General features: G+C 64.8%; 16 protein-coding genes and 1 pseudogene. 9 read left to right on the top strand and 8 right to left on the bottom strand.

Features of this window, described 5'->3' with window-relative positions; all coding sequences use genetic code 11:
• Window positions 1–419 precede the first annotated feature (419 nt).
• On the top strand, window positions 420–764 hold the full coding sequence (locus VHL31_RS13165) for a hypothetical protein (RefSeq protein ID WP_329661678.1): 345 nt from the start codon (window positions 420–422) through the stop codon (window positions 762–764).
• Between the two features lie 40 nt (window positions 765–804).
• On the opposite strand, the gene VHL31_RS13160 is transcribed toward VHL31_RS13165, so the two are convergent.
• Entirely contained in the window at window positions 805–1,098 is a 294-nt protein-coding gene (locus tag VHL31_RS13160; protein ID WP_329661677.1) for a hypothetical protein, read from the bottom strand.
• 112 nt (window positions 1,099–1,210) lie between these two features.
• Between VHL31_RS13160 and VHL31_RS13155 the strand changes: the two are divergent.
• The 3 genes and pseudogenes from VHL31_RS13155 to VHL31_RS13150 all read left to right on the top strand — a co-directional run.
• Window positions 1,211–1,564 (top strand): annotated as a pseudogene (locus VHL31_RS13155) (DUF2501 domain-containing protein); the annotation flags it as partial.
• Between the two features lie 13 nt (window positions 1,565–1,577).
• Complete coding sequence (locus VHL31_RS26960) at window positions 1,578–1,664, top strand: DUF2501 domain-containing protein (RefSeq protein WP_414653722.1); 87 nt, start codon at window positions 1,578–1,580, stop codon at window positions 1,662–1,664.
• A gap of 1,288 nt (window positions 1,665–2,952) precedes the next feature.
• Window positions 2,953–3,339, top strand: coding sequence for a hypothetical protein (locus VHL31_RS13150; RefSeq protein WP_329661675.1), 387 nt, complete (start codon window positions 2,953–2,955; stop codon window positions 3,337–3,339).
• A 27-nt stretch (window positions 3,340–3,366) separates the two neighbouring features.
• On the opposite strand, the gene VHL31_RS13145 is transcribed toward VHL31_RS13150, so the two are convergent.
• Together VHL31_RS13145 and VHL31_RS13140 are read right to left on the bottom strand one after the other, a co-directional pair.
• The gene (locus tag VHL31_RS13145; protein ID WP_329661674.1) at window positions 3,367–6,894 is read right to left on the bottom strand and encodes a CheR family methyltransferase; all 3,528 of its coding nucleotides are present in this window, start codon (window positions 6,892–6,894) and stop codon (window positions 3,367–3,369) included.
• Window positions 6,895–7,043: 149 nt separating this feature from the next.
• Window positions 7,044–8,066, bottom strand: coding sequence for a chemotaxis protein CheB (locus tag VHL31_RS13140; RefSeq protein WP_329661673.1), 1,023 nt, complete (start codon window positions 8,064–8,066; stop codon window positions 7,044–7,046).
• 150 nt (window positions 8,067–8,216) lie between these two features.
• Between VHL31_RS13140 and VHL31_RS13135 the strand changes: the two genes are divergently transcribed.
• Window positions 8,217–8,525: a hypothetical protein gene (locus tag VHL31_RS13135; RefSeq protein ID WP_329661672.1), complete on the top strand. Its 309-nt coding sequence runs from the start codon at window positions 8,217–8,219 to the stop codon at window positions 8,523–8,525.
• On the opposite strand, the gene VHL31_RS13130 is transcribed toward VHL31_RS13135, so the two are convergent.
• From VHL31_RS13130 to VHL31_RS13115, 4 genes are all read right to left on the bottom strand, one after another.
• Complete coding sequence (locus VHL31_RS13130) at window positions 8,489–9,217, bottom strand: Crp/Fnr family transcriptional regulator (RefSeq protein ID WP_329661671.1); 729 nt, start codon at window positions 9,215–9,217, stop codon at window positions 8,489–8,491. The two genes, VHL31_RS13135 and VHL31_RS13130, sit on opposite strands and share 37 nt — an antisense overlap.
• A gap of 147 nt (window positions 9,218–9,364) precedes the next feature.
• Window positions 9,365–10,210: an EcsC family protein gene (locus VHL31_RS13125; protein WP_329661670.1), complete on the bottom strand. Its 846-nt coding sequence runs from the start codon at window positions 10,208–10,210 to the stop codon at window positions 9,365–9,367.
• Window positions 10,211–10,273: 63 nt separating this feature from the next.
• On the bottom strand, window positions 10,274–10,804 hold the full coding sequence (locus VHL31_RS13120; RefSeq protein ID WP_329661669.1) for a 2'-5' RNA ligase family protein: 531 nt from the start codon (window positions 10,802–10,804) through the stop codon (window positions 10,274–10,276).
• Window positions 10,805–10,816: 12 nt separating this feature from the next.
• Window positions 10,817–12,004: a spore photoproduct lyase family protein gene (locus tag VHL31_RS13115; RefSeq protein WP_329661668.1), complete on the bottom strand. Its 1,188-nt coding sequence runs from the start codon at window positions 12,002–12,004 to the stop codon at window positions 10,817–10,819.
• Between the two features lie 91 nt (window positions 12,005–12,095).
• Between VHL31_RS13115 and VHL31_RS13110 the strand changes: the two genes are divergently transcribed.
• The 4 genes from VHL31_RS13110 to VHL31_RS13095 all read left to right on the top strand — a co-directional run bounded on the left by VHL31_RS13110 (window position 12,096) and on the right by VHL31_RS13095 (window position 17,503).
• Window positions 12,096–12,347, top strand: a complete 252-nt coding sequence (locus VHL31_RS13110; protein WP_329661667.1) for a hypothetical protein — start codon at window positions 12,096–12,098, stop codon at window positions 12,345–12,347.
• Window positions 12,348–12,712: 365 nt separating this feature from the next.
• Window positions 12,713–14,638 carry a sulfotransferase gene (locus VHL31_RS13105; protein WP_329661666.1) on the top strand — a complete coding sequence of 642 codons (1,926 nt, stop codon included), beginning with the start codon at window positions 12,713–12,715 and terminating at the stop codon, window positions 14,636–14,638.
• Window positions 14,635–16,296 (top strand): hypothetical protein, encoded by a 1,662-nt coding sequence (locus VHL31_RS13100; RefSeq protein WP_329661665.1) that lies wholly within the window; start codon window positions 14,635–14,637, stop codon window positions 16,294–16,296. Before VHL31_RS13105 ends, VHL31_RS13100 begins: the two co-directional genes overlap by 4 nt.
• Window positions 16,274–17,503, top strand: a complete 1,230-nt coding sequence (locus VHL31_RS13095; protein ID WP_329661664.1) for a glycosyltransferase family 4 protein — start codon at window positions 16,274–16,276, stop codon at window positions 17,501–17,503. The genes VHL31_RS13100 and VHL31_RS13095 overlap by 23 nt, the downstream gene beginning before the upstream one ends.
• Here VHL31_RS13095 and VHL31_RS13090 read toward each other — a convergent pair.
• Window positions 17,490–18,926, bottom strand: a complete 1,437-nt coding sequence (locus VHL31_RS13090; RefSeq protein WP_329661663.1) for a lipopolysaccharide biosynthesis protein — start codon at window positions 18,924–18,926, stop codon at window positions 17,490–17,492. The genes VHL31_RS13095 and VHL31_RS13090 overlap by 14 nt on opposite strands.
• Window position 18,927 lies beyond the last annotated feature (1 nt).

The following is an 18,927-nucleotide window of genomic DNA, read 5'->3' as shown; positions in this document are numbered from 1 at the left end:
ATGCAGACGCCAGCATCCCGGCGACCGCCGGCAACTCCAAGGCTGCTGGTCGTGGGCGCAAGCCGTCATCCGCCCACCAAAGGCGTTCCACCCCGGAGCAGCCGACCCGCCACCCGCTTGACCGGCAATACCGTGTCTCCGGGGGAGCGGGTTGAAGCCGGATGAGACCAAGGCCTGCGTGATCGCCAATGCCTCCAGTCGATTCAGCAGTGGAGAGCGCAAAGCCGCGAGATGGCCGCGGCTGGCCGGTTGATCGGGATCGGATCGGGCGGTGCTCCGGCCGAAGCCGTCGCGGTCCGTTGGTGGCGCGAGGCTGGTCGCTGCTCGACGAAGACCTACATGAGGGTAGGACGCGCAGAGCCGGCTCGAAGGTGACGCGCAAGGCGGTTTGCCGAGCAAGGCCATCAAGGACGATGCGGATGATCATGCTGCGCAACCTGTCGACGGCCGCCCTCCTGGTCCTGGTGGGCTGCACTACGGTGGACGTGCCGGGCCATCCGGAAGCCATTGCCGCCATCCAGAGCTATTATGCAGCGAACGCCTGGGAAGAGGGTGCACGCTGCGTCTCGCCGTCGATGACAGTCACCCGGACCAATATCCTGGAGGACACGCCAGAGCGCCTCGTGGTCGAGGCCCGCTACTACTGGCAGGACGGACGGCGCTCATCGGATAACGCAGCCGTCACCTGTTCGGGCTTCGAAACGAGGACCTTCACCCTCGCGCAGGGCCGCGTGGTGTCCATGACTGGTGAGCAGCGCCGGTAGCAGGCCCAATTCGCCTTGCCATGCTCGGCATGCCTTCGGATCAGGCGACGAGCGACGTCAGCAGGATGAAACCAATGACCAAAACGGCCAGGCCACCGACGAAATAGGCCCAGCCGGGGATGACTGGCTTGGGTGACGGCCCCGGCAGGGTCGCTTCGGGTCCGGCCGAGCGGGCGATGTCTTCGGGCGCCGTGTACTGGCCGGCTGCCTCGTCGTCCGTTCCGAACGTTGCCATGGCCGGTTCTGGCGGCGTGTTCTTGTCCAAGGTCTTGTCGGCGTCGATGCGCTCCCTGATCTGCAACCAGTTCGGTCCACGCTCGCTGTCGTTCGCCATCGTTCCGTCTCTCGATCACCTCGTGCCCGGGCCAACCCTTGCGGATCGGGCAGGTTCCTTCGGCGAGGCTGGGCGTTGTGCCCGAAGCTGAACCATTGCGGAAGGAGAGCGGATGTCCAGACAACGCGGCCGGATCTCGAACATTCTCACCCTGTCCGTCGTGGCGATGATGGCAGGCACCACAGCCGCGCAATCCCAGCTGAAAGAAGCATTGGACGGCGCCCTGGGCGAAGATGGCGCCTCCATGTTCGAAGGCCTTGGTAGCCAGACCATCCCGTCGCTGGGCGACGTCGGGACCGGCAACATTGCTGGCCTGCTGGAGTTTTGTGCCAAGAACAACCTGCTAGGTAGCGATGCTTCAGATCTCAAGGACAGGTTGCTCGGGCAGATCGGGGGGCAGGAGGAGGCGAATGCCGATCCGGGCTACCGGGAGGGGCTGGGCGGCATCCTTGGGAGTGACAGCGGCCAGAAGCTAGAAGCTGAACCTGAGCGGCGGCGGCTTCAAGAAGCAACTCACCGAGAAGGTCTGTGATCAGGTGCTGACCTATGGCCAGTCGCTGATCTGATGCGAAGAGGGCAGGCGGCTGGCAAGCTCTGGAGGCGAGATCTGGCCGGGTTTGTTCGGGTGATCGACCCCGGTCTCGGCCAGCCGGAGCCCCGCAAGAACCGCCGCTCGTGATGAACAGGTGGAGACACCGTCCCTATCGTCCGGATCTCCGGCTCGGAAGGCCGCTCCGCACCGCCGATTGTCGGCCTCCGCCCTCAACTGCTGTCCACCGTCGCTAGTCCTGCCGGATCCCGGCAATGTTTCGCAATCGGGCAGCTAACGCGTGTCGCCAAAGGCGAGGTAGTGGGCGGCAAACTCGTCGTAGCGTGAGGCGACGCGGCGGAGTTGCTTGCCGACCAGCCGTTGGTCAGGTTGCGCTGCCGGTAGGCTTGGCGGTCGAAGCCAAGGTTGTCTGGCTGGTCCACCCGGTTCGGGATGGTCGGGACGATTCACATGGCGTGGAAAGGATTGAGCGGCCAGGCAGCTGAACAAGCCCTCCGCGATGACGGCGGCAACCCTCCAGCGGGCCTACCTTGCCCGTCGGTAGGCAGGATGCCTTGCTCGGACGATGGCGCCACACCCAGCAGGTCGTGGCGCCCACCGCCGTTCAGGTGCAGCGCTACTGGCCGCCATGCACACCGGCACGAAGATGCAGCTCTGTCTAAGAGCCACTGCGGGAGTGGCCGAGTGCCTGTCCGCCTGCCGACTGACATGCTCCTGTAGCACAGGTAGGGGTACGGATAACGGTGCTTCTCAGCATGCGCGCCTTCCGACCAGTGTCCGGTGCCTGCGGGCTTCAGCCCGATCCCTGGGAGGGGGATGAGCTGGTGCGAGCCAACCAGAGCACCACCTCCATAAACGCCGGTGGTCGATCGAGGGCCGCTCGATCCTGGGCTTTTGTGGCGGCAGCAAGGGCTTGAGCCTGTTCCACATCACGCCCATCAGCAGGGGGCGAATCGTCACTGAGCCCAAAATGCGGTCAGGTCAGCGCTTCGCCAGCTTTGGCGACATGACCTGGCGCCGCAGAAAAATAATCGATAAACATTCTGTAATATACAGGAAAACGCTCCACTGTCAGCATGAAGGCAGTTGATCAGAACACCACATGGACCGGGCCAGAGTCGGTGCACATGCACGGATGGGCTTGAGCATGGGAATTTTGTGCGGCAGCGGGAGAGTCAGGAAATGGAACAGTCCCTCGTGCCAGAGGTTCATGATATTGCTCGTCGCAACACGCCGCCGGACGATCGCGAGCGATGCCTGTCCCGGCACGGGAAATAATTGCCGGTGGGTTCGGAGGAACGGCGATGGCCCCGAGAATGCAGCGCGTGAACCTCAGCGGCACCCGCGTACTGGTCGTCGAGGACGTGTACGTGATCGCGGATGACCTGCAGCACGAGCTGGAGCATGCCGGTGCCGAGGTGGTAGGGCCGGTGCCCACGCTCGACGCGGCCATGAAGCTGGTCACGGCGGGGCCAGGGATCGATGGTGCGGTTCTCGACGTCGAGCTGAACGGCCAGAAGGTATTTCCCCTGGCGGCGGAGCTGAGCAACCGAGGCGTGCCGTTCGTGTTCGTCACCGGCTACGACCAGAGCATGATTCCGGCTGAGCACAGCCATGTTCCCCGCTATGAGAAGCCGGCGGACGCGATGAAGATCGCCAGGGCGCTGTTTCCGAAGCGTTTGGCCGGCTGAGGCAGGCCATCACACGGCTTGGGACGATCATGGTCCGTGGCCTGTCCCAGAAGGCGCCTTGCTCAGGACGATGATCTGCTCGGTCGCCGGCAGCCTGATGGTACAGCGCAGGCCGTTGGAACCGAACTGCAGGCCCGTCTCGCCGCCAAGCTCGTAGGCCAGGGTCCGCTCGATCAGCTCGGTCCCGAAGCCACGCCGCTGCGGCCCCGCGGCGTCGAGCTGGACGCCGGTCTCGATCCAGTCGAGCACGAGATACCGCCCGCCCTCCCGTTCCTCGAAGCGCCAGGACACTTCGATCCGGCCCTTGGGCGACGTAAGAGCGCCGTACTTCACGGCATTGGTCGCCAGCTCGTGAAGAGCCAGCCCGAACGTCTCGGCCGTCCTTGGCTGCAGCCGCACCTTCGGTCCCTTGATCACGCTCACCTGCTCGCCTTCGCGGGCGGCGTGCGCCAGCAGTTCGTCCGCCACCAGCATCTCGAGATCGAGCCCGGCGGCCGGGTCCCTTGTCGTGACGGCCTGCACCCGGGCAAATGCGTTCAGTCGACCGTCCAGGTGGGCTGCATAATCCTCGACTGTCTTGCTGTTGACGGCACTGCGCCGGGCGATCGAGCGGACCACGGCCAGCGTGTTCCTGACCCGATGCTGCAGCTCGCCCAAGAGCAGCTTGGCCTGACTCTCGCTCTGGCGCAGCCTTTCCTCACGCTCGCGTCGCTCGGTAACGTCCTGGCCGATCTTCATGACGCCGCGAAAGCGGCCTGAGGCGTCGTACAGCGCACGTGCCGAGCCTTCGATGAACACGCGCGTACCGTCCTTGCGCATATGCCAGCGCACATCGGGGGCCATTCCCTCCTCGCGCGCCTGGGCGATTTCCTTCTCCGGCGTGCCCTGGTCCCGATCTTCGGGCGTGTAGAGGATGGCCAGCATTTGGCCGGTCGCTTCCTGTGCCGTCCAGCCGAACACGGCGGCGGCACCCGGTGACCATTCCTCGATACGGCCTGACCGGTCGGTGACGACGATCGCATAGTCCAGCGCGCCTTCGACGATCAGGCGGAACCGTTCCTCCCGATCGCGCAGCGCCTCCTCGGCCCGCCTACGTGCCGTGATGTCGACAAACGTCATCACCACGCCGGCAATGAAGTTGTCGACGCTGCGGTAGGGCAACACACGGGCCAGATAGGAGCGGCCGTTCTGAGGAGCCTCGATCTCCCGCTCGACGCTGGCAAGTGTCCGCAGCACCCGGCGGGCGTCCTCCTGCAGATTGTCATAAGCCACGCGCGACTTGATGTGGCCGATTGGGCGGCCGAAGTCTGATTCGATGAGATGGAAGATGTCCGCGACGGCGGGCGTGTAGTTGGCCACCCGTAAATCGTTGTCGAGGAAGATCGTCGCGATCTGCGTGCTTTCCAGCAGGTTCTTCAGGTCACTGTTGGCCCTCGCCAATTCCTGGACACGGTGCGCCAGCTCGCCATTGACCGTCGACAGTTCCTCGTTGACCGACTGGAGCTCTTCCTTCGACGTCTCCAGCTCTTCGTTGGCAGACTGCAGCTCCTCGTTCAGCGACTGGTATTCCTCGTTCGAGGACGTCAGCTCCTCGTTCGTGCTCTCCAGTTCCTCGATGGTCGCCTGCAGGCGCTCGCGCGCGACGAGCAGTTCGGCGTCGAGACGCTGCACCCGCTCGTCGTCGCTGTCCGGCACCCGTTCCCTGGCCTTCTCTGACGGGTCGGGTCCCTCCTTGAAGATGACCACGAAGGTCCGCGAGGACGGGGCATCGTCCTTGACCGGCTCGACCACCAGGTCGACCTGGAGAAGCTGCCCGTCGATCGTCATGAGCAGGTCGCTGGAATGCACGGTTTCGCCGCTCTCGGCTGCCTTGTTGAGCGCCAGGCGCAGGTGAACCCGCAGGTCCGGATGGATCAGGCTCAGCAGGTCCAGGCTGGCGGCACCACCGGTCGGGTGGATGTAGCGGCCCATCTTCGCCGAGAAGTGAAGCACGCTGAACATCTGGTCGGTGATGACATAGGCCGGCGCATAGCGCTCCACGAGCCGCTCGGCCCGGCGCGTGAGCAATCCGTCGCGCAGGCGCGGCTTCGGCAGCGGGCTTGGAGATTCCAGGGGCCGTCGCGGGTCGATTGGCGTGAAGGTCAGGTCGGGGAGGACACGACCGGCAGTGTCCTGGCGCTGAAAGATCCGGGCGCGGCTCTCGATCGGGACGAACAGCTGGGCGTGCCGGGATACGTTCTCGGAATTACCGAGGAACAAGTACCGGCCTTCCTTGAGCGCGAAGTGGAAGAGCGGGACGACCTGATTCTGGAGCTCCGGGTCGAGGTAGATCAGGAGATTGCGGCAGGAGACCAAGTCCAGCCGTGAGAACGGGGCGTCCTTGATGAGGCTGTGCTGGGAGAACACGCATATCTCCCGCAGCTCCCTGACCACGAGGAACGTGTTGCCCTCCTTGACGAACCAGCGGCGGAGCCGCTCCGGCGACATCTGCTGGCTGATGGCATTGGTGTAGCGGCCGGACCGGGCGGAAGCCAGGGCACGTCCGTCCAGGTCGGTCGCGAAGATCTGCACCTGCGGGACGACGTCGAGCTTCGCCATGTGCTCGCGCAGGAGGATGGCGAGTGAGTAGGCCTCTTCGCCGGTCGAACAGCCGACCGCCCAGACCCGGACCTGATCGTTCCGGCTCCTGCCTTGCAGGAGCTTGGGGATCACCAGGGAATCGAGAAGCTCGAACTCCTTCGGATCACGAAAGAACTGGGTGACGCCGATCAACAGGTCATTGAACAGAAGCTGCGGCTCGTCCGGCTGGGTGCGGAGGATCTCGAGATAGTCGGGTAACGTGTCCGCCTGGACGACCTCCATCCGGCGCTGGACCCGGCGCAGGAACGTGCCCTTCTTGTAGCCGTGGAAGTCGTGGCCTGTCTTGTTGCGCAGGACCGTCGCGATGTTGGAGATGTCCGCGGCGCTGGCGTTCGCCGCAACCTCCTTCTGCTGGCGTAGGAGACGCTTGAGGTGGAAGGCCACCCGGTTGGCCATTTCCTCGGCCGGGAAGATGAAGTCCGCCAGGGCCGCGGGCGTGCTGCTCAGGGCCAGGCTGTCCTCGCGGTACTCCCGGGTCTCCTCGGCGATGATCAGGCCACCCGATGCCTTGATCGCCGTCACGCCCAGGGTGCCGTCCGTGCCCGTGCTGCTGAAGAGGACGGCAATCGCGTGGCCGTTCTCCTCCTGGGCAAGCGAAACGAGGAAGCTGTCGATGGTGCCCCGCTCCCCTGGGTTCTGCTCTGACGGCCGCACCTGGAATCGGCCATCATGAATGGTTGACACGACGTCCGGGGCAGACAGGTAGGTCTTGCCCTGCTCGACGGGCATGTCGTTTTCGATGCGTGTCAGGATGCAGCCGCGCTCGGCCATCCGTGTCAGGAAGGCATCTTCGTCCAGGGCTTCACGATGCTGCAGGATCACGACCATCGCCGCACCGGCAGACAGCGCCAACTGCTCCAGGAAGTCCTCCAGCGGGCCCGGGTCTGCCGCCGATGCGGCCACGGCCACGAGCATCCTCGCAGTGCCTGCTCTGTCTTCTGGGGAATGCTGTTCAGACATACGGTTCTTTGTCGATGGGCTGCCCGATACGGCCACGGCACTGCGATGTCCGGGCGAGATCGTGCCGACCTGAGGATATCGTTCGTCCGGCCCTCGCGCCCAGCCTATTCATCCTGCGCGCCTTCGTTCCCGGAGGGTTCAGGAGATCCCATCGAGATCAGGACAGCCCGGCGGATCGTATCGGCATAGCGTCGATATTCGTCCGCCCGCTCTTGATACATCTCCGCAACGGCCCGGCGGCCGGTGTTGCGGCCGTCCTCTGCCAGGCGTGTGACCAACTCGGCCCGCTCCTCGACGATCCGCAGGGCCACCCGCAGCGCCTCGTCGACTGCGTTCTCCTGTTCCTTGGCAAGAATGTCGGCGGTCAGCCCATGCCCGACTTGGCAGCGATAGCGCAGCGGCTTCGCGTTGCGGACCGTGGACAGGATGCCACCGCACTGCGGGCAAGTCAGGGCGGCAGGATCGGCGATGCGCCGCAGGATCGAACTGTCAATCCGTTCGCCCGCCGCGATATCGATCTCGAGCTGGATCTCGGGAGGAACGCGAACGCCAGGCCCGGCCGGCTGCTGGACAAGGTCGGACAGGACGTCTCCGATCCGCGCGCTCGGCACGGAAAGATCCACCGTCGCTGCCGTCATCGCGTTGCGCGGCATCTCGGCCGCGATGGCCTCCTCCGGATCCTGGACGATCGCGATCCCACCGCAGCGCTTGACGGCTTCCAGGCCGGACGCCCCGTCGTTCAGGAAGCCGCTCAGGATCACGCCCACGACGCGTGGCCCGTAGCTGGCGGCGGCCGAGCGGAACAGCGGGTCGATCGCAGGCCGCGCCATGTTCTCGCGTGGGCCGCGGCCCAACCGGATATGGCCGTCCGCCACGATCATGTGGTGGTCCGGCACGGCCAGGTAGATGTTGCCGGGGTGGATCGGCATCCCGTCGGTTGCGGGGTGGACCGGCAGCCTGGTGGCCGCCGCGGTCACCGTCGTGAGGATGCCGATGCTGCGCGCAGGGATGTGCAGCACGATGAAGATGGCTGCCGGGAAGTCCAGGGGCAAAGCCCCCAGGATCGTCTTCAACGGTGCGGTGGCGCCGGCCGATCCGCCGATGACGACGATGTCGCGATTGCTCATGATCCTGTCCCGGTGCTCCCATTGGCACGGGAGAGCAACTTGAGGCTGCCACGACTGTTCCCATGGCTGCGGCTGATGAACACAATCAGCGATGTGACGCTGCCGGCGTGACCATTTCGCCGAAAACCGGTGGTTTCATGGAGGGCTGGCATGGGCGAGCTGGACGATGAGAGAAGGCAGCTGGCCAAGGCCGATCAGGACATAGCTGCTGGCGAGGCGCGTATCGCGCGGCAGAGGGACCTGATCGAGCGGCTACAGAAGACCCCGCATGACGCCTCCGATGCAGAGGCCCTGCTGGGAAAACTGGAGGAAGTCGTGCGGGCCTGGCGGGACCACCGCACCCAGATCCTCCGCAGGATCGACTACCTGGAGACCGAGGAGCGGAACCCGATCTCGTCCGGTCGACCCATGCAGGCCAGCTCTCATCCGGCTTCGCCTGAGCGGTCGAGGTGGAGGTAGTCGGCGCTGAACAAGGCGAGAGCCTCCAGGCCGTCCGGATCCAGGATGGTCAGGGTCTTACCCTTCAGGCTGATGAGGTTCGCCTCGCGCAGTTCCATCAGCGTGCGGTTCACATGGACCGCCGAGAGGCCTACCGCATCGCTGAGCAGTTCCTGGGTGACCGGGAGTTCGAACGCCCGATCGATCGTAAGCCCGATCGCCCTCAGCCGGACGTACATCTCGCAGAAAAGATGCGCCATGCGCTCGGCCGCATTGCGCCGGCCGAGATTGACGATCCATTCCCTGGCCTTCGCTTCCTCGACCAGCGAGTTCCACCAGAGCGCACGCCGCAGCGCCGGATAGCGGTCGGAGAGTTCCACAACGGTGTCGGCTGAGATCTCCGCCACCAGCGCGTGGGACAGGCAACCGATCGAATGGTCCATCCGTCGCAGGATGCTCATGCGAAGGTCGCACATGTCGCCGGGTACCAGGAAGGCCACAACCTGGCGTCGGCCATCCTCCAGCACCTTGTAGCGGCAGGCCCAACCCTCCAGCATCAGATTGAGGTGCCGCGGGCGGTCGCCCTCGTGGATGATGTCCTCTCGCGGACCTAGCCGCCGCACCTTCTGTGCCGCAGCATTCTCAAGCGCCCTTTTCTCCTCATTGGATAGCTTGGTGAACTGCTCGAGCTTTCGGATGAGGTAGACGACCATCTCGACGGTTCAGCCCATGCAATGGCCGCCCGGATGAGCGGGGGGAGTAGATTTCATGGCCGGAGTCGGCCCGGTCGAGAGATGCCGGTCTAGCGAGAATATCGCTGCGTGTAACCTGCTGTGGAACCTGGCGCTCGAACTGCCACGTCAGAAGCCTTCCTCGGCCTGGATCTGCAGGTATGCGGCGCGCACGGCGGCCTTGCCATGAGCACGCTCCAGCCGGCGCACCGTGAAATGGGCCCGCGCCATGGTCTGGAAATGGGCAGTGAACGCGGCGTTGATCGCAGCCCCGCTCAACGCGCCCAGCACCGGCAGGGCTTGCGCCGCCACCTTCTGCGAGACCGCCACGCCGAACCGCGAGCCGATCTGCGAGATCAGGCGGATGACGGCCGATGCGCTCTCGTCGAGCACGCCGCGTTGGGCAACTTGGCGTGCCACCTCGGTCACCGAGCGGGCCAGGGCGGCGCGGACGGCGAAATAGCCGCTCTCGTGCAGATGGACTGACCCGGTGCGCCCGGCCAGCGCGAATACCTGCAGACAGGCCAGCGCCGTCTCCGGATCGTCAAGGTCCTCGCCCTCGCTCTGCGCGATCCTCACGATGGCACGCAGCATGATCGTCGTGGAGACGGGCAGCTCGATCGGGATCGCGGCCATGCCGAAGGCGCCCCCGATGGCGCCGGACAAGGTCGCCAGGGTCCGGTGCCTGCCCGTCTCTGCGTCCTTGGTCCCGCGCGGGACGGTCTTGATGATGTAGCGCAGCCCCTGCCGCAGCGCCTTCGCCGTGGCCTCGGAGATCAGTTCGGTGGCACGCTCAGGCAGAGCCCGGCCGAGCATCTCGATCGGCCGTCCGGCTGCGGCAGACAGTCGGGCAATGAAGCTTGGTCCCTCCAGCTCACGAACCGCGTCCCGGAGCGCCTGCCGGTCCGCCCCAAGGATGCCGCGCGAAGCCGGCGCCACGTCGTTGGCCGCGAGGAGCATGGGCTCGGAGGTCATCGGGGCTCCCTTTCATCACGGTCCATCTAGTGTCGGTGCCGTGCCAGGCAAATGCCAGGGGTCTCACTGCCTGGGCTCGGGTCCACCGAACACGAACGAACCCGATGGCATCCATGGCCCACCCAGATAGCGCCAGAGCAGGAGCCCGGATCCGGTGATCCGGAAGGTCTGGAAGGTCCGGCCGAGTTCCTCGTGCAGCCACCGCGCCTCCTCGGGAGGCACCTTGTTCTGGATCGTCACGTGCGGTCGCCAGGACTGGCGATCCTGGGGCGTCAGCCAGCCTTTCCATGCCTGCGCCAAGCGTGCCCTGAGTGCGAAGAGTTCGGACCCGGCCAGGCGGATGGCGACCCCACGGCCAAGGAACTGCAACCCGCCCATCTCGACCTCGAATGGAGAAGTATCGCAGCATAGCTCGGTGAGCGTGTGGCAGATCCCGGCCAGCTCACCGCCCGGCAGGTGATGGAACAGGGTGACGTGGGCCGGGATCAAGTTCCGTTCGGGCGGGAAGTGGCGTTGCCGCAACGTGTCCAGCTTCCGGAATGCTGCGTCGTTCATTGCCAGGGTAAGGATCAGCGGCTGGGCTGGGTCGGACATCCGGGAGCACCGTCAGAAGGCATAGCGGACCCGGCAGTAGGGCAACTGACGGGCCAGGAGGTCCTGGAAGCGCGCCAGCCACTGCCGCTTCCAGGATGCCTTGTAGCGCAGGTTCAGCATGCCGCCTTCGGATCGCTTCGTCTCCTGCAGGTCCGGCCGCCAGAGATGCTCCTCGGCCCGAGGATGCCACTGCATGTTCACCTGATGCAGCTGGGCGTTGTGAGTGAGGAAGATGATCTCGGCCTTGAGCTGTGCCTTCGCCTCGGCCGAGAGGCAGTCGTCGACCTGCTGGAACAGGCGCCGGTAAGCCTCCTCCCAGCCCTCGTGCATGATGACCGGCGAGAAGTTGAGGTGGACCTCGTAGCCTGCGCGTACAAACTCGTCGACGGCAGCGATCCGCTCGCCCATGGGAGAGGTGCGGACGTCGACTACCTTGGCAATCTCCTCCGGCATCAGCGAGAAGCGCACCCGGGTCTTGTTCTGCGGGTCGTAGCCCAGCAGGTCAGGGTTCACGAACTTGGTGGCGAACGAGCCCTTCGCGTTCGGGACCTGCCGGAAAAGGGTGACAAGGTCCTTCACGTTGTCGCAAAGGGCGGCGTCGACCGACAGGTCGCCGTTCTCGCCGATGTCATAGACCCAAAGATGCGGATCGATCTGGTCCGGTACCGATAGGCGACCCTGCCGCTCGGCATGGCGGGCGATGGCTCGGCAGTTCTCCTCGATGTTGACGAACAGGGAGATCGGATTGGCGTACCCCTTGCGCCGCGGCACGTAGCAATAGGCGCATGCCATGGCGCAGCCGTTGGAACTGGAGGGTGCGATGAAGTGCGCGCTTCGCCCGTTCGGGCGGAGGCCCAGGGTCTTCTTGACGCCAAGAACCAGGACCGATCGCTTGATCTTCAGCCAGTCCTCGGCACTGCCCTCGTTGCCGTGCAGGGTGGGGATCTTCCAGTGCGAGTCGACCTGGATCCGCTCCGCATCGGGAAAGCGAGCCAGGATCTCCTGGCCACGCCGGTAGGCCTCCACCCCCGGCTCCAGATAGATGCGATCTATGTCGATCAACTGCTTGGGCAGGCCCACGAGCCACTCCGCTGCCACGTCGGCACGCACGGTCGAACCGCTGCCGAGGGAACCGTCCTCCAGGCACAGGGAGGATATGGGTGGTACTGTTGCGGAAGTCATCGCCGCCGGCCCCTGCATGCTGGCTTCCGGGAACTACTGGCACATCCTTGATGTTGAATAGCCAGGCATGAGCGAAGAGCGACCAAGCTTGGCAGGAGAGCACGAAGACATGGCGACCACGCTGAGCGACAGGGCATTGTCCGTATTCGCGTTCGCGATCTACCACCAGCTCGAGAGCGGAGAACCCGTGACCGCTGTAGTCCGACGCGATGCGGCCGGGCACCAGGCTAATCCGGGCGCAGTTGATGAGCTTCAGCGGGCTGGCTTGGTGACCGCAGAGCCTGATCGCTTGCTGTTCACGCCGCAGGGGCAGGAAGTCCTAGCTTCCCTCGTGGACGCGATGCGGCAGAGCCTTTCCTGATTCGGTCGATCCCGCCCAGGCAACCACGATGGTCGCCCAGCCCCAGCCAAGCTCTTTAGCATCATCGCTCCATTGAATGGTCACGGTGTTGTGCTAGTGGTGTGATGTATGCTGCGGAAGGTGTGTAATGGGCGGAGAATCATTAGCCGTATAACCAATGCGGCTCTCGGTTCCGTAATGGATAATTAAGTTATTTTCATCATCAAAGAAAATTACACCAAAATAACAGTAACTAGCAGGGGGAGGCATTAGACATGGATTAGTTAAAAAAGCGAGTCCGTCAACAGAATCTAGTCGCGGGGGCCTCTGATTATGTTGTTCGGCTACAATAAGAAAAAGAGGGAACACCATAGAGACCAGCTCAAATGTTGAAGCAAGAATTTGTCGATCCGCAATCGAATGAGGCCGTCATTCTAGGGGCATTCCGCTCCGGGGGGATTGTCGACGATGCGCAGATCGACGAACTGAAACGCTGGCGGCTGTTGGATTTTCTCGATGAGCCTGCAGAGACCCAGAAGTCGAGCCGCCCGTTTGTCACAATCTGCGGTTGTGGCAGAAGTGGAACCACCCTGCTTCGGGTGATCCTCGACACCCATCCCGAGTTGCATGCGGGCCCGGAATCCCTGCTTATGCTCCCGGTATCGATCGACACGGCGACCCTCGCACGGAAGTTCGATCTGCCTCTGGCGGCGCTGGATGCCCAATTGGCCACTGCCAAGGGCCGGGTCCAGTTCGTCGAGCGCTTCCAGAACCTGGTGCTCGATCGGTCTGGCAAGCGGATCTGGGTCGACAAGACCGCCCGCAATATCCATCGCCTCGGCTATATTCGTGGTCACTTCCCTGAAGCGAAGGTGATCCATCTCGTTCGCGATCCTCGCGATGTCGTCGCCTCCTTTAAGACCCACCGCAAACGAAAGGTGGTGGATGGCCGGATCGTTCCGACCGGCTATTGCATGCCGATCGATCTCTGCATCGATCGGTGGGAACAAGCGGTATCGGACGTGCTGGCGCATGGCCCTGACCCGCTCCTCCTCACGGTCCGCTACGAGGATCTCGTTCTGGATACGGAGCGCGTCGTGCGCGAGGTGTGCCGGTTCATTGGAATCGACTTCGCCCCGGCCATGCTGGAGTTCCACAAGGTCGAAGGCCCGACCCGCGATCCGGTCAATTTTCCGCAGAACATCGAGGCGACGAAGCCAATCTCGGCTGATTCGATCGGCCGGTATCGGATGGTCCTCACGGCCGACGAGCTGACGCAGACCGAGACGCGACTTAGGCCGTTGATGGAACGCTTCAGCTACGATGTGAAGCCGGTCACGCCGCGGCAGGTGCGCGCGGTCGCGGCAGGTGCGCCAGCGGAGCCGGTGTTGCAGATCGCGGAGCAGCAGATCCGCAGCCTCATCGCGGACGACCCGCTCAGGGTGAAGCGCTGGACGAAGGAAGCCCTTCATGCCCATCACCTGCGCCGCCACATCCAGCCCCCAAAGACCTACCTCCTGACGAGCAGCAACCCCTATGACCGCGTCATTGCGCTGCCGGCCGCGGTATTGGGCGACGAGCCGGCTCTCGGCATCAAGTGGATCGGCAGCCACTCTCGCAACGTGGAGCGCGGCCGTGAGCGGGCGCATGCGCTGATCCTGTTGAACGATCCCGTCACCCACGCGGGACGTGTTGTCATGGACGGCACCCTCATCAGTTCGATGCGGACCCTCGCGATCACCCTGTTGGCCCTCGATCAGTTCGCGCCCCGGCCGCGCCGGATTGCCGTGCTGGGCATGGGCCGACTCGGCCGGATGCATGCGACCCAGCTAAGCACGCTGTATCCGTCGGTCGAGGAAATCGGGTGCTTCAGTCGACGTGCGTCGTTCGACGACCTGCTGGACGACAGCTGCATTCGCCGTTGCTCCACCCATGAGGCGGCGCTGGCCGACGCTGAAGTCGTGGTCACCACGTCCGCCGCGACCGAGCCCTACATCCTACCGTCGATGCTGAGCGCTGGCTGCCGGTTGATCGTCAACCTATCTCTGATGGATTGCACAGCCGACGTGATTGCGCGCAGCGACCATATTGTCGTCGACGATCTGGACCAGAACCTCAAGGCCGACCGGGTGTTCAAGCACGGATTTGAGGCTAGTCTCTATGGGCACGAGCGGGTCCGGGAGCTGGGCGAGGTTCTGCATGGCCCCAGGCGCGCCTATCCAGGGCGGGTCTTCGTCAACCCGCTCGGCATGGGACTGGAAGACGTGTATGTCGCCAGCCGGGTTGCCAGAGAGCTGGGCTGTTATCCATGACCAGCGCACGCGCGAACCACCAGCCGCCCGGCATGAGCGTCCTGCAGCAGGTGAAGCTGTTCGCAGGCTTGGCGGCGGCCTTGCCGGGCTACCTGCGAGAGCAGCTTCTTCCCGAGGCGGCTCATGCCGAGGTGACCGGGGATCTCGCGCATCGAGGCAAGAACCTGCTCCGCAACATCACGCTAGGTGTGCTGGCCGTCCAAGGCAGCCCCTACCGTGCACTGCTCGCCCATGCCGGAATCGAAGCGGGCGACCTGGTTGAGCTGGTCGGAAAGGAAGGCGTCGAAGGCGCCCTGCAGCGACTCTATGCCGCTGGCGTCTACGTCAGCCTCGAAGAATTTAAGGGGCGCAGGCCGATTCGTCGCGGCAGCTTGGAACTTCAGACCACCGCGCGCGATTTTGACAACCCCATGGGTACGACTCACATCGCTGCGCAAAGCGGCGGGTCACGCAGCGCCGGCACACGGCTGCAGATCGACTTGGCGCACAACGCCCGATCTGCGGTCTACGACTATTTGCTGTTCGAAACACAGGGTGCACTCGACCGGCCTTATGTGATCTGGCAACCGACGCTGCCTTACGGGGCCGGGATCAACGCCGTGCTTCGCTGTGCCAAGCTCGGCCGACCGGTAGACCGTTGGTTCTCACAGAGCGCTCCTCCGGCCCTCGGCCGCGCCTGGCAGCATGGTGTGCTCACCCGTTACCTGATGTTCGCGATGCGTCGGCATGGGTGCCAGGTGCCGTGGCCAGAGCATGTCCCCCTGAGCCAGGCGGAGCAGGTGGCGCGATACCTGGCGCAGCTCAAGGCCGAGGGCCGGCCGGCTCTGGTCAACAGCAATGCCTCGTCCGGGACCAGGGTCTGCCTCGCCGCACGGGAACATCGGCTGGATATTGCGGGCACCCTATTCCGTCTGGGTGGTGAACCGCTGACACCGGCACGCGCCCGTGTGGTCGCCGAGGCTGGATGCCGTGCCGTATCGATCTATGGAATGGGTGAAGTCGGGCGCATCGGGCTACCCTGCGGGAATCCCGAAGCGGTCGACGAGGTCCATCTCCTCATCGACAAGCTCGCCGTCATCCGGCCCATGCGCCGGACGACCGGAGCGCCGCCTGTTCCAGTGAACGTCTACACGACCCTCGCGAACAGCACGCCCAAGCTGATGCTGAACGTGGAGAGCGACGACTATGGCGAGATCGGCACACGGCCCTGCGGCTGCGCGCTTCACCGGCTGGGCCTCGACCGCCAGTTGCATACGATTCGCAGCCACGAGAAGCTCACGAGCGAAGGAATGAACTTCCTCGGCCACGACCTCATCCGGATGGTCGAGGAGGTGCTCCCGAGCCAGTTCGGCGGCGGTCCTACCGACTACCAGCTCGTGGAGGACGAGGACGAGGACGGGCTGCCGGTCGTGCAGCTCATCGCAAGCCCGCGTCTGGGTCCACTTCCGGAAAGCGCGGTGACCGGAGCGATCGTCGATTACCTGAACGAGGTTCAGGGCGGCGGCATCTATGGCGAACGCTGGCGCGATGCGCGGGCGCTGCGGCTGGTCCGCAAGGAACCCTTCACGACCTCAGCAAGCAAGGTACTGGCACTTCATACGGTCAAGGCCAAGACCGAGCGGACACTCTCCGCCAATGTGGAGCGGTGCGATGCATAAGGATGATCAGGTGGCAAGGAATGCGCCGATGCGGGTGCTCATGGTCAATTACGAGTTTCCCCCTATCGGCGGCGGCACCGGCGTGGCCTGCTCGCAGCTCCTGGCGGAGTTCGCCAATCGGCCGGGCATCGTGATCGACCTCGTCACCAGCGGGACGATCCCCCAGCCGACGGTCGAAAGGCTGGCCAGCAACATCGAGATTCACCGGCTGCCCGTAGCCAAGCGCGACCTCTTCTACTGGCGGGCCGGCGAACTATTCCAGTGGACGCGGCGCGCGATCTCCCATGCCCGCATGCTCTCGCGCCAGCGGCAATACGACGTCTGTCACTGCTGGGCAGGCTGGCCATCAGGGATCGTCGGCTACACGCTGCGCCGACGCGTACCCTATATCGTGTCGCTGCGCGGTTCGGATGTGCCGGGTTACAGCCGGCGGCTGCGTGTCCTGGATCCGGTGGTCATGCGCCATGTGTCGCGGCAGGTCTGGGGCCAGGCGACACGCGTCGTCGCCGTCAGCCGTAACCTGCGGTCGCTGGCGCTGCAGACCTATCCCAACGGCGTCATCGACGTGATACCAAACGGTGTGGATATCCATCGTTTCGTGCCAGAGACCGTGGATCGCGGGGATCACCGCATCCTGTTCGTCGGGCGGTTGGTGGAACGCAAGGGTGTCCATATCCTGATCGAGGCATTCCGGGGCGTGCTCGACGGCGTGCCTGATGCGACCCTGACCATCGTCGGCGACGGCCCGGAGCGGGCGCGTCTAGAGGCCATGGCATCCGAGCTCGGGGTTCAGGACCGGATCATCTTCCGCGGCCATGTCGGCGGCCAGGACATGCCTGATGCCTACCGCGAGGGCGCCGTCATGGTGCTGCCGGCGCTCGCGGATGCCATGCCGAATGTGCTGCTCGAAGCCATGGCGACCGGACTGGCGATCGTGACGACGCCCACCGGCGGGAGCGAACTCGTGCGTGGCAACGGCGCCATCGTGCCTTTCAGCGACCCCCAAGAGCTGCGCCGAGTGCTGGTCGACTACCTTACCGACCCGAATCGCCTGCGCGACCACCGTCAGGAGTCACGACGACTGGCTGAGGGCATGTCGTGGTCGGCGGTGGCGACCTTCAGCCTGCAGCTTTATCACGAAGCCGCGCATGCCCGCGCTCAGCCGCTGGTCTGCGCGCCGCGTGAGTTCCAGCTCAAGCCGCGTTGACTGGGCGTGCCCTGCGCAAGACATGCACGAGCGTGAGAAGGACGGGCGCGACGGCGACAAGATAGCCTGCGAGGGCGATGGTGCAGCTCGGAATATCCAGCGGCGGCATGAGCCTGCTGGCCAGCGCGGTCGCACCGGCGCACCAGATGATCGGCCACAGAATCCTTACGGCTGTGGCCAGTGGCGGCGCGGCGGCGCTACGTGCCACGAGCATCACGACCAGACCGGCATAGGCTAGCCGGGCGGCCACTGCCTCGGTCGCGAGCGCGACCATCCCCAGTCCCAGCACCATGGTGCCGGTGGCGAGAAGGCCATTGGCGAGGAGGGCCGCCAGCGTCAGCAGGGGCAGTACTTGCTGTCGCCCTGCGGCGACCACGGCCATGATGGCCAAGCCGACGACGCCCTGGGCGATCCCGGTGAAGACGAACACGGCCGCCGGCTGGAGCGCCGTCGCGTAGCGCGGCAGCAGGAGGGCAACCACCAGCCCGAGAACCAGGATGCCTGCTCCGGCCAGGGGCGCGAGAAGCAGGACGAACGGCCGGATGGTCCGCTCAAGATGCTCGCGTGTGAGGCTGGCCGCATCTTCTCCCTCGAGCCGTCGATACATGTCGGGGAAGATGACGGTCTGCACGACCAGTGCCGCCGAAACGCCGACCGAGGCCACGGATACGGCGAAGGCATAATGGCCCAGCGCGGCCAGACCGAGCCAAGCGCCTACGACCAGCCGATCCACGGTCGCCAGCATGGCTGCCAGCAGCTGGCTGATACTGATCGGCAGGCCGATCTTGAGCATGCTCGTCAGCCGCGTGGGATGCAGTTCGGGACGGAGCGGCACGCGACCCGGCAGGAAAAGCAGGCCCACGACGACGGCGACCGAGAAGCCGATGAGCGCGCCGGTCAGGCCAAAGAGATAGCCCAGTGCTAGCGTCGCCACGAGTTGCGCTGTCGCCTGCACGATCTCCAACAGGGCAAACTGGCTTAGTGACCCTGATGCCCGCATGAAGGTCAGGCCGTAGAACGCCAGGCGCTCCAGCAGCAGGCCGGCGGCTGCCGCCCAAAGCAACTCACGCTGCCAGGCCTCCGGTGCCAGGAATCCTGCAAGACAGGTCAGGGCGGTAATGGTTCCGAAGGTCAGGAGGACACAACCGGCGGCGGTACGGCCCCACGCCATTCGCCGGTCGGGATCACTGTCGTTCCGGGCCTTGGCGACTTCCAGTTCCAGCCCGCGCAGCAGGCCCAGCCCAGCAAACGACCCATAGGTCAGCGCCAGGCGAAACAGTGCCCAGATGCCGAAGGCTTCCGGCCCGAGGATGCCGGCCAGAAGCACGCCCCGCACGCCGAGCAGGGCTTCGACGACGGAACGTGACGAGCCGTAGAGCAGGATCCGGCCGAACTGCCCGCTGCCGAGCCAGCGCCTGCCCAAG

The sequence above is a fragment of the Geminicoccus sp. genome, assembly GCF_036263595.1.
Lineage (GTDB): Bacteria > Pseudomonadota > Alphaproteobacteria > Geminicoccales > Geminicoccaceae > Geminicoccus.
Note: the sequence above shows the minus strand (reverse complement) of the source record. Positions and strands in the feature narration are given on the sequence as shown.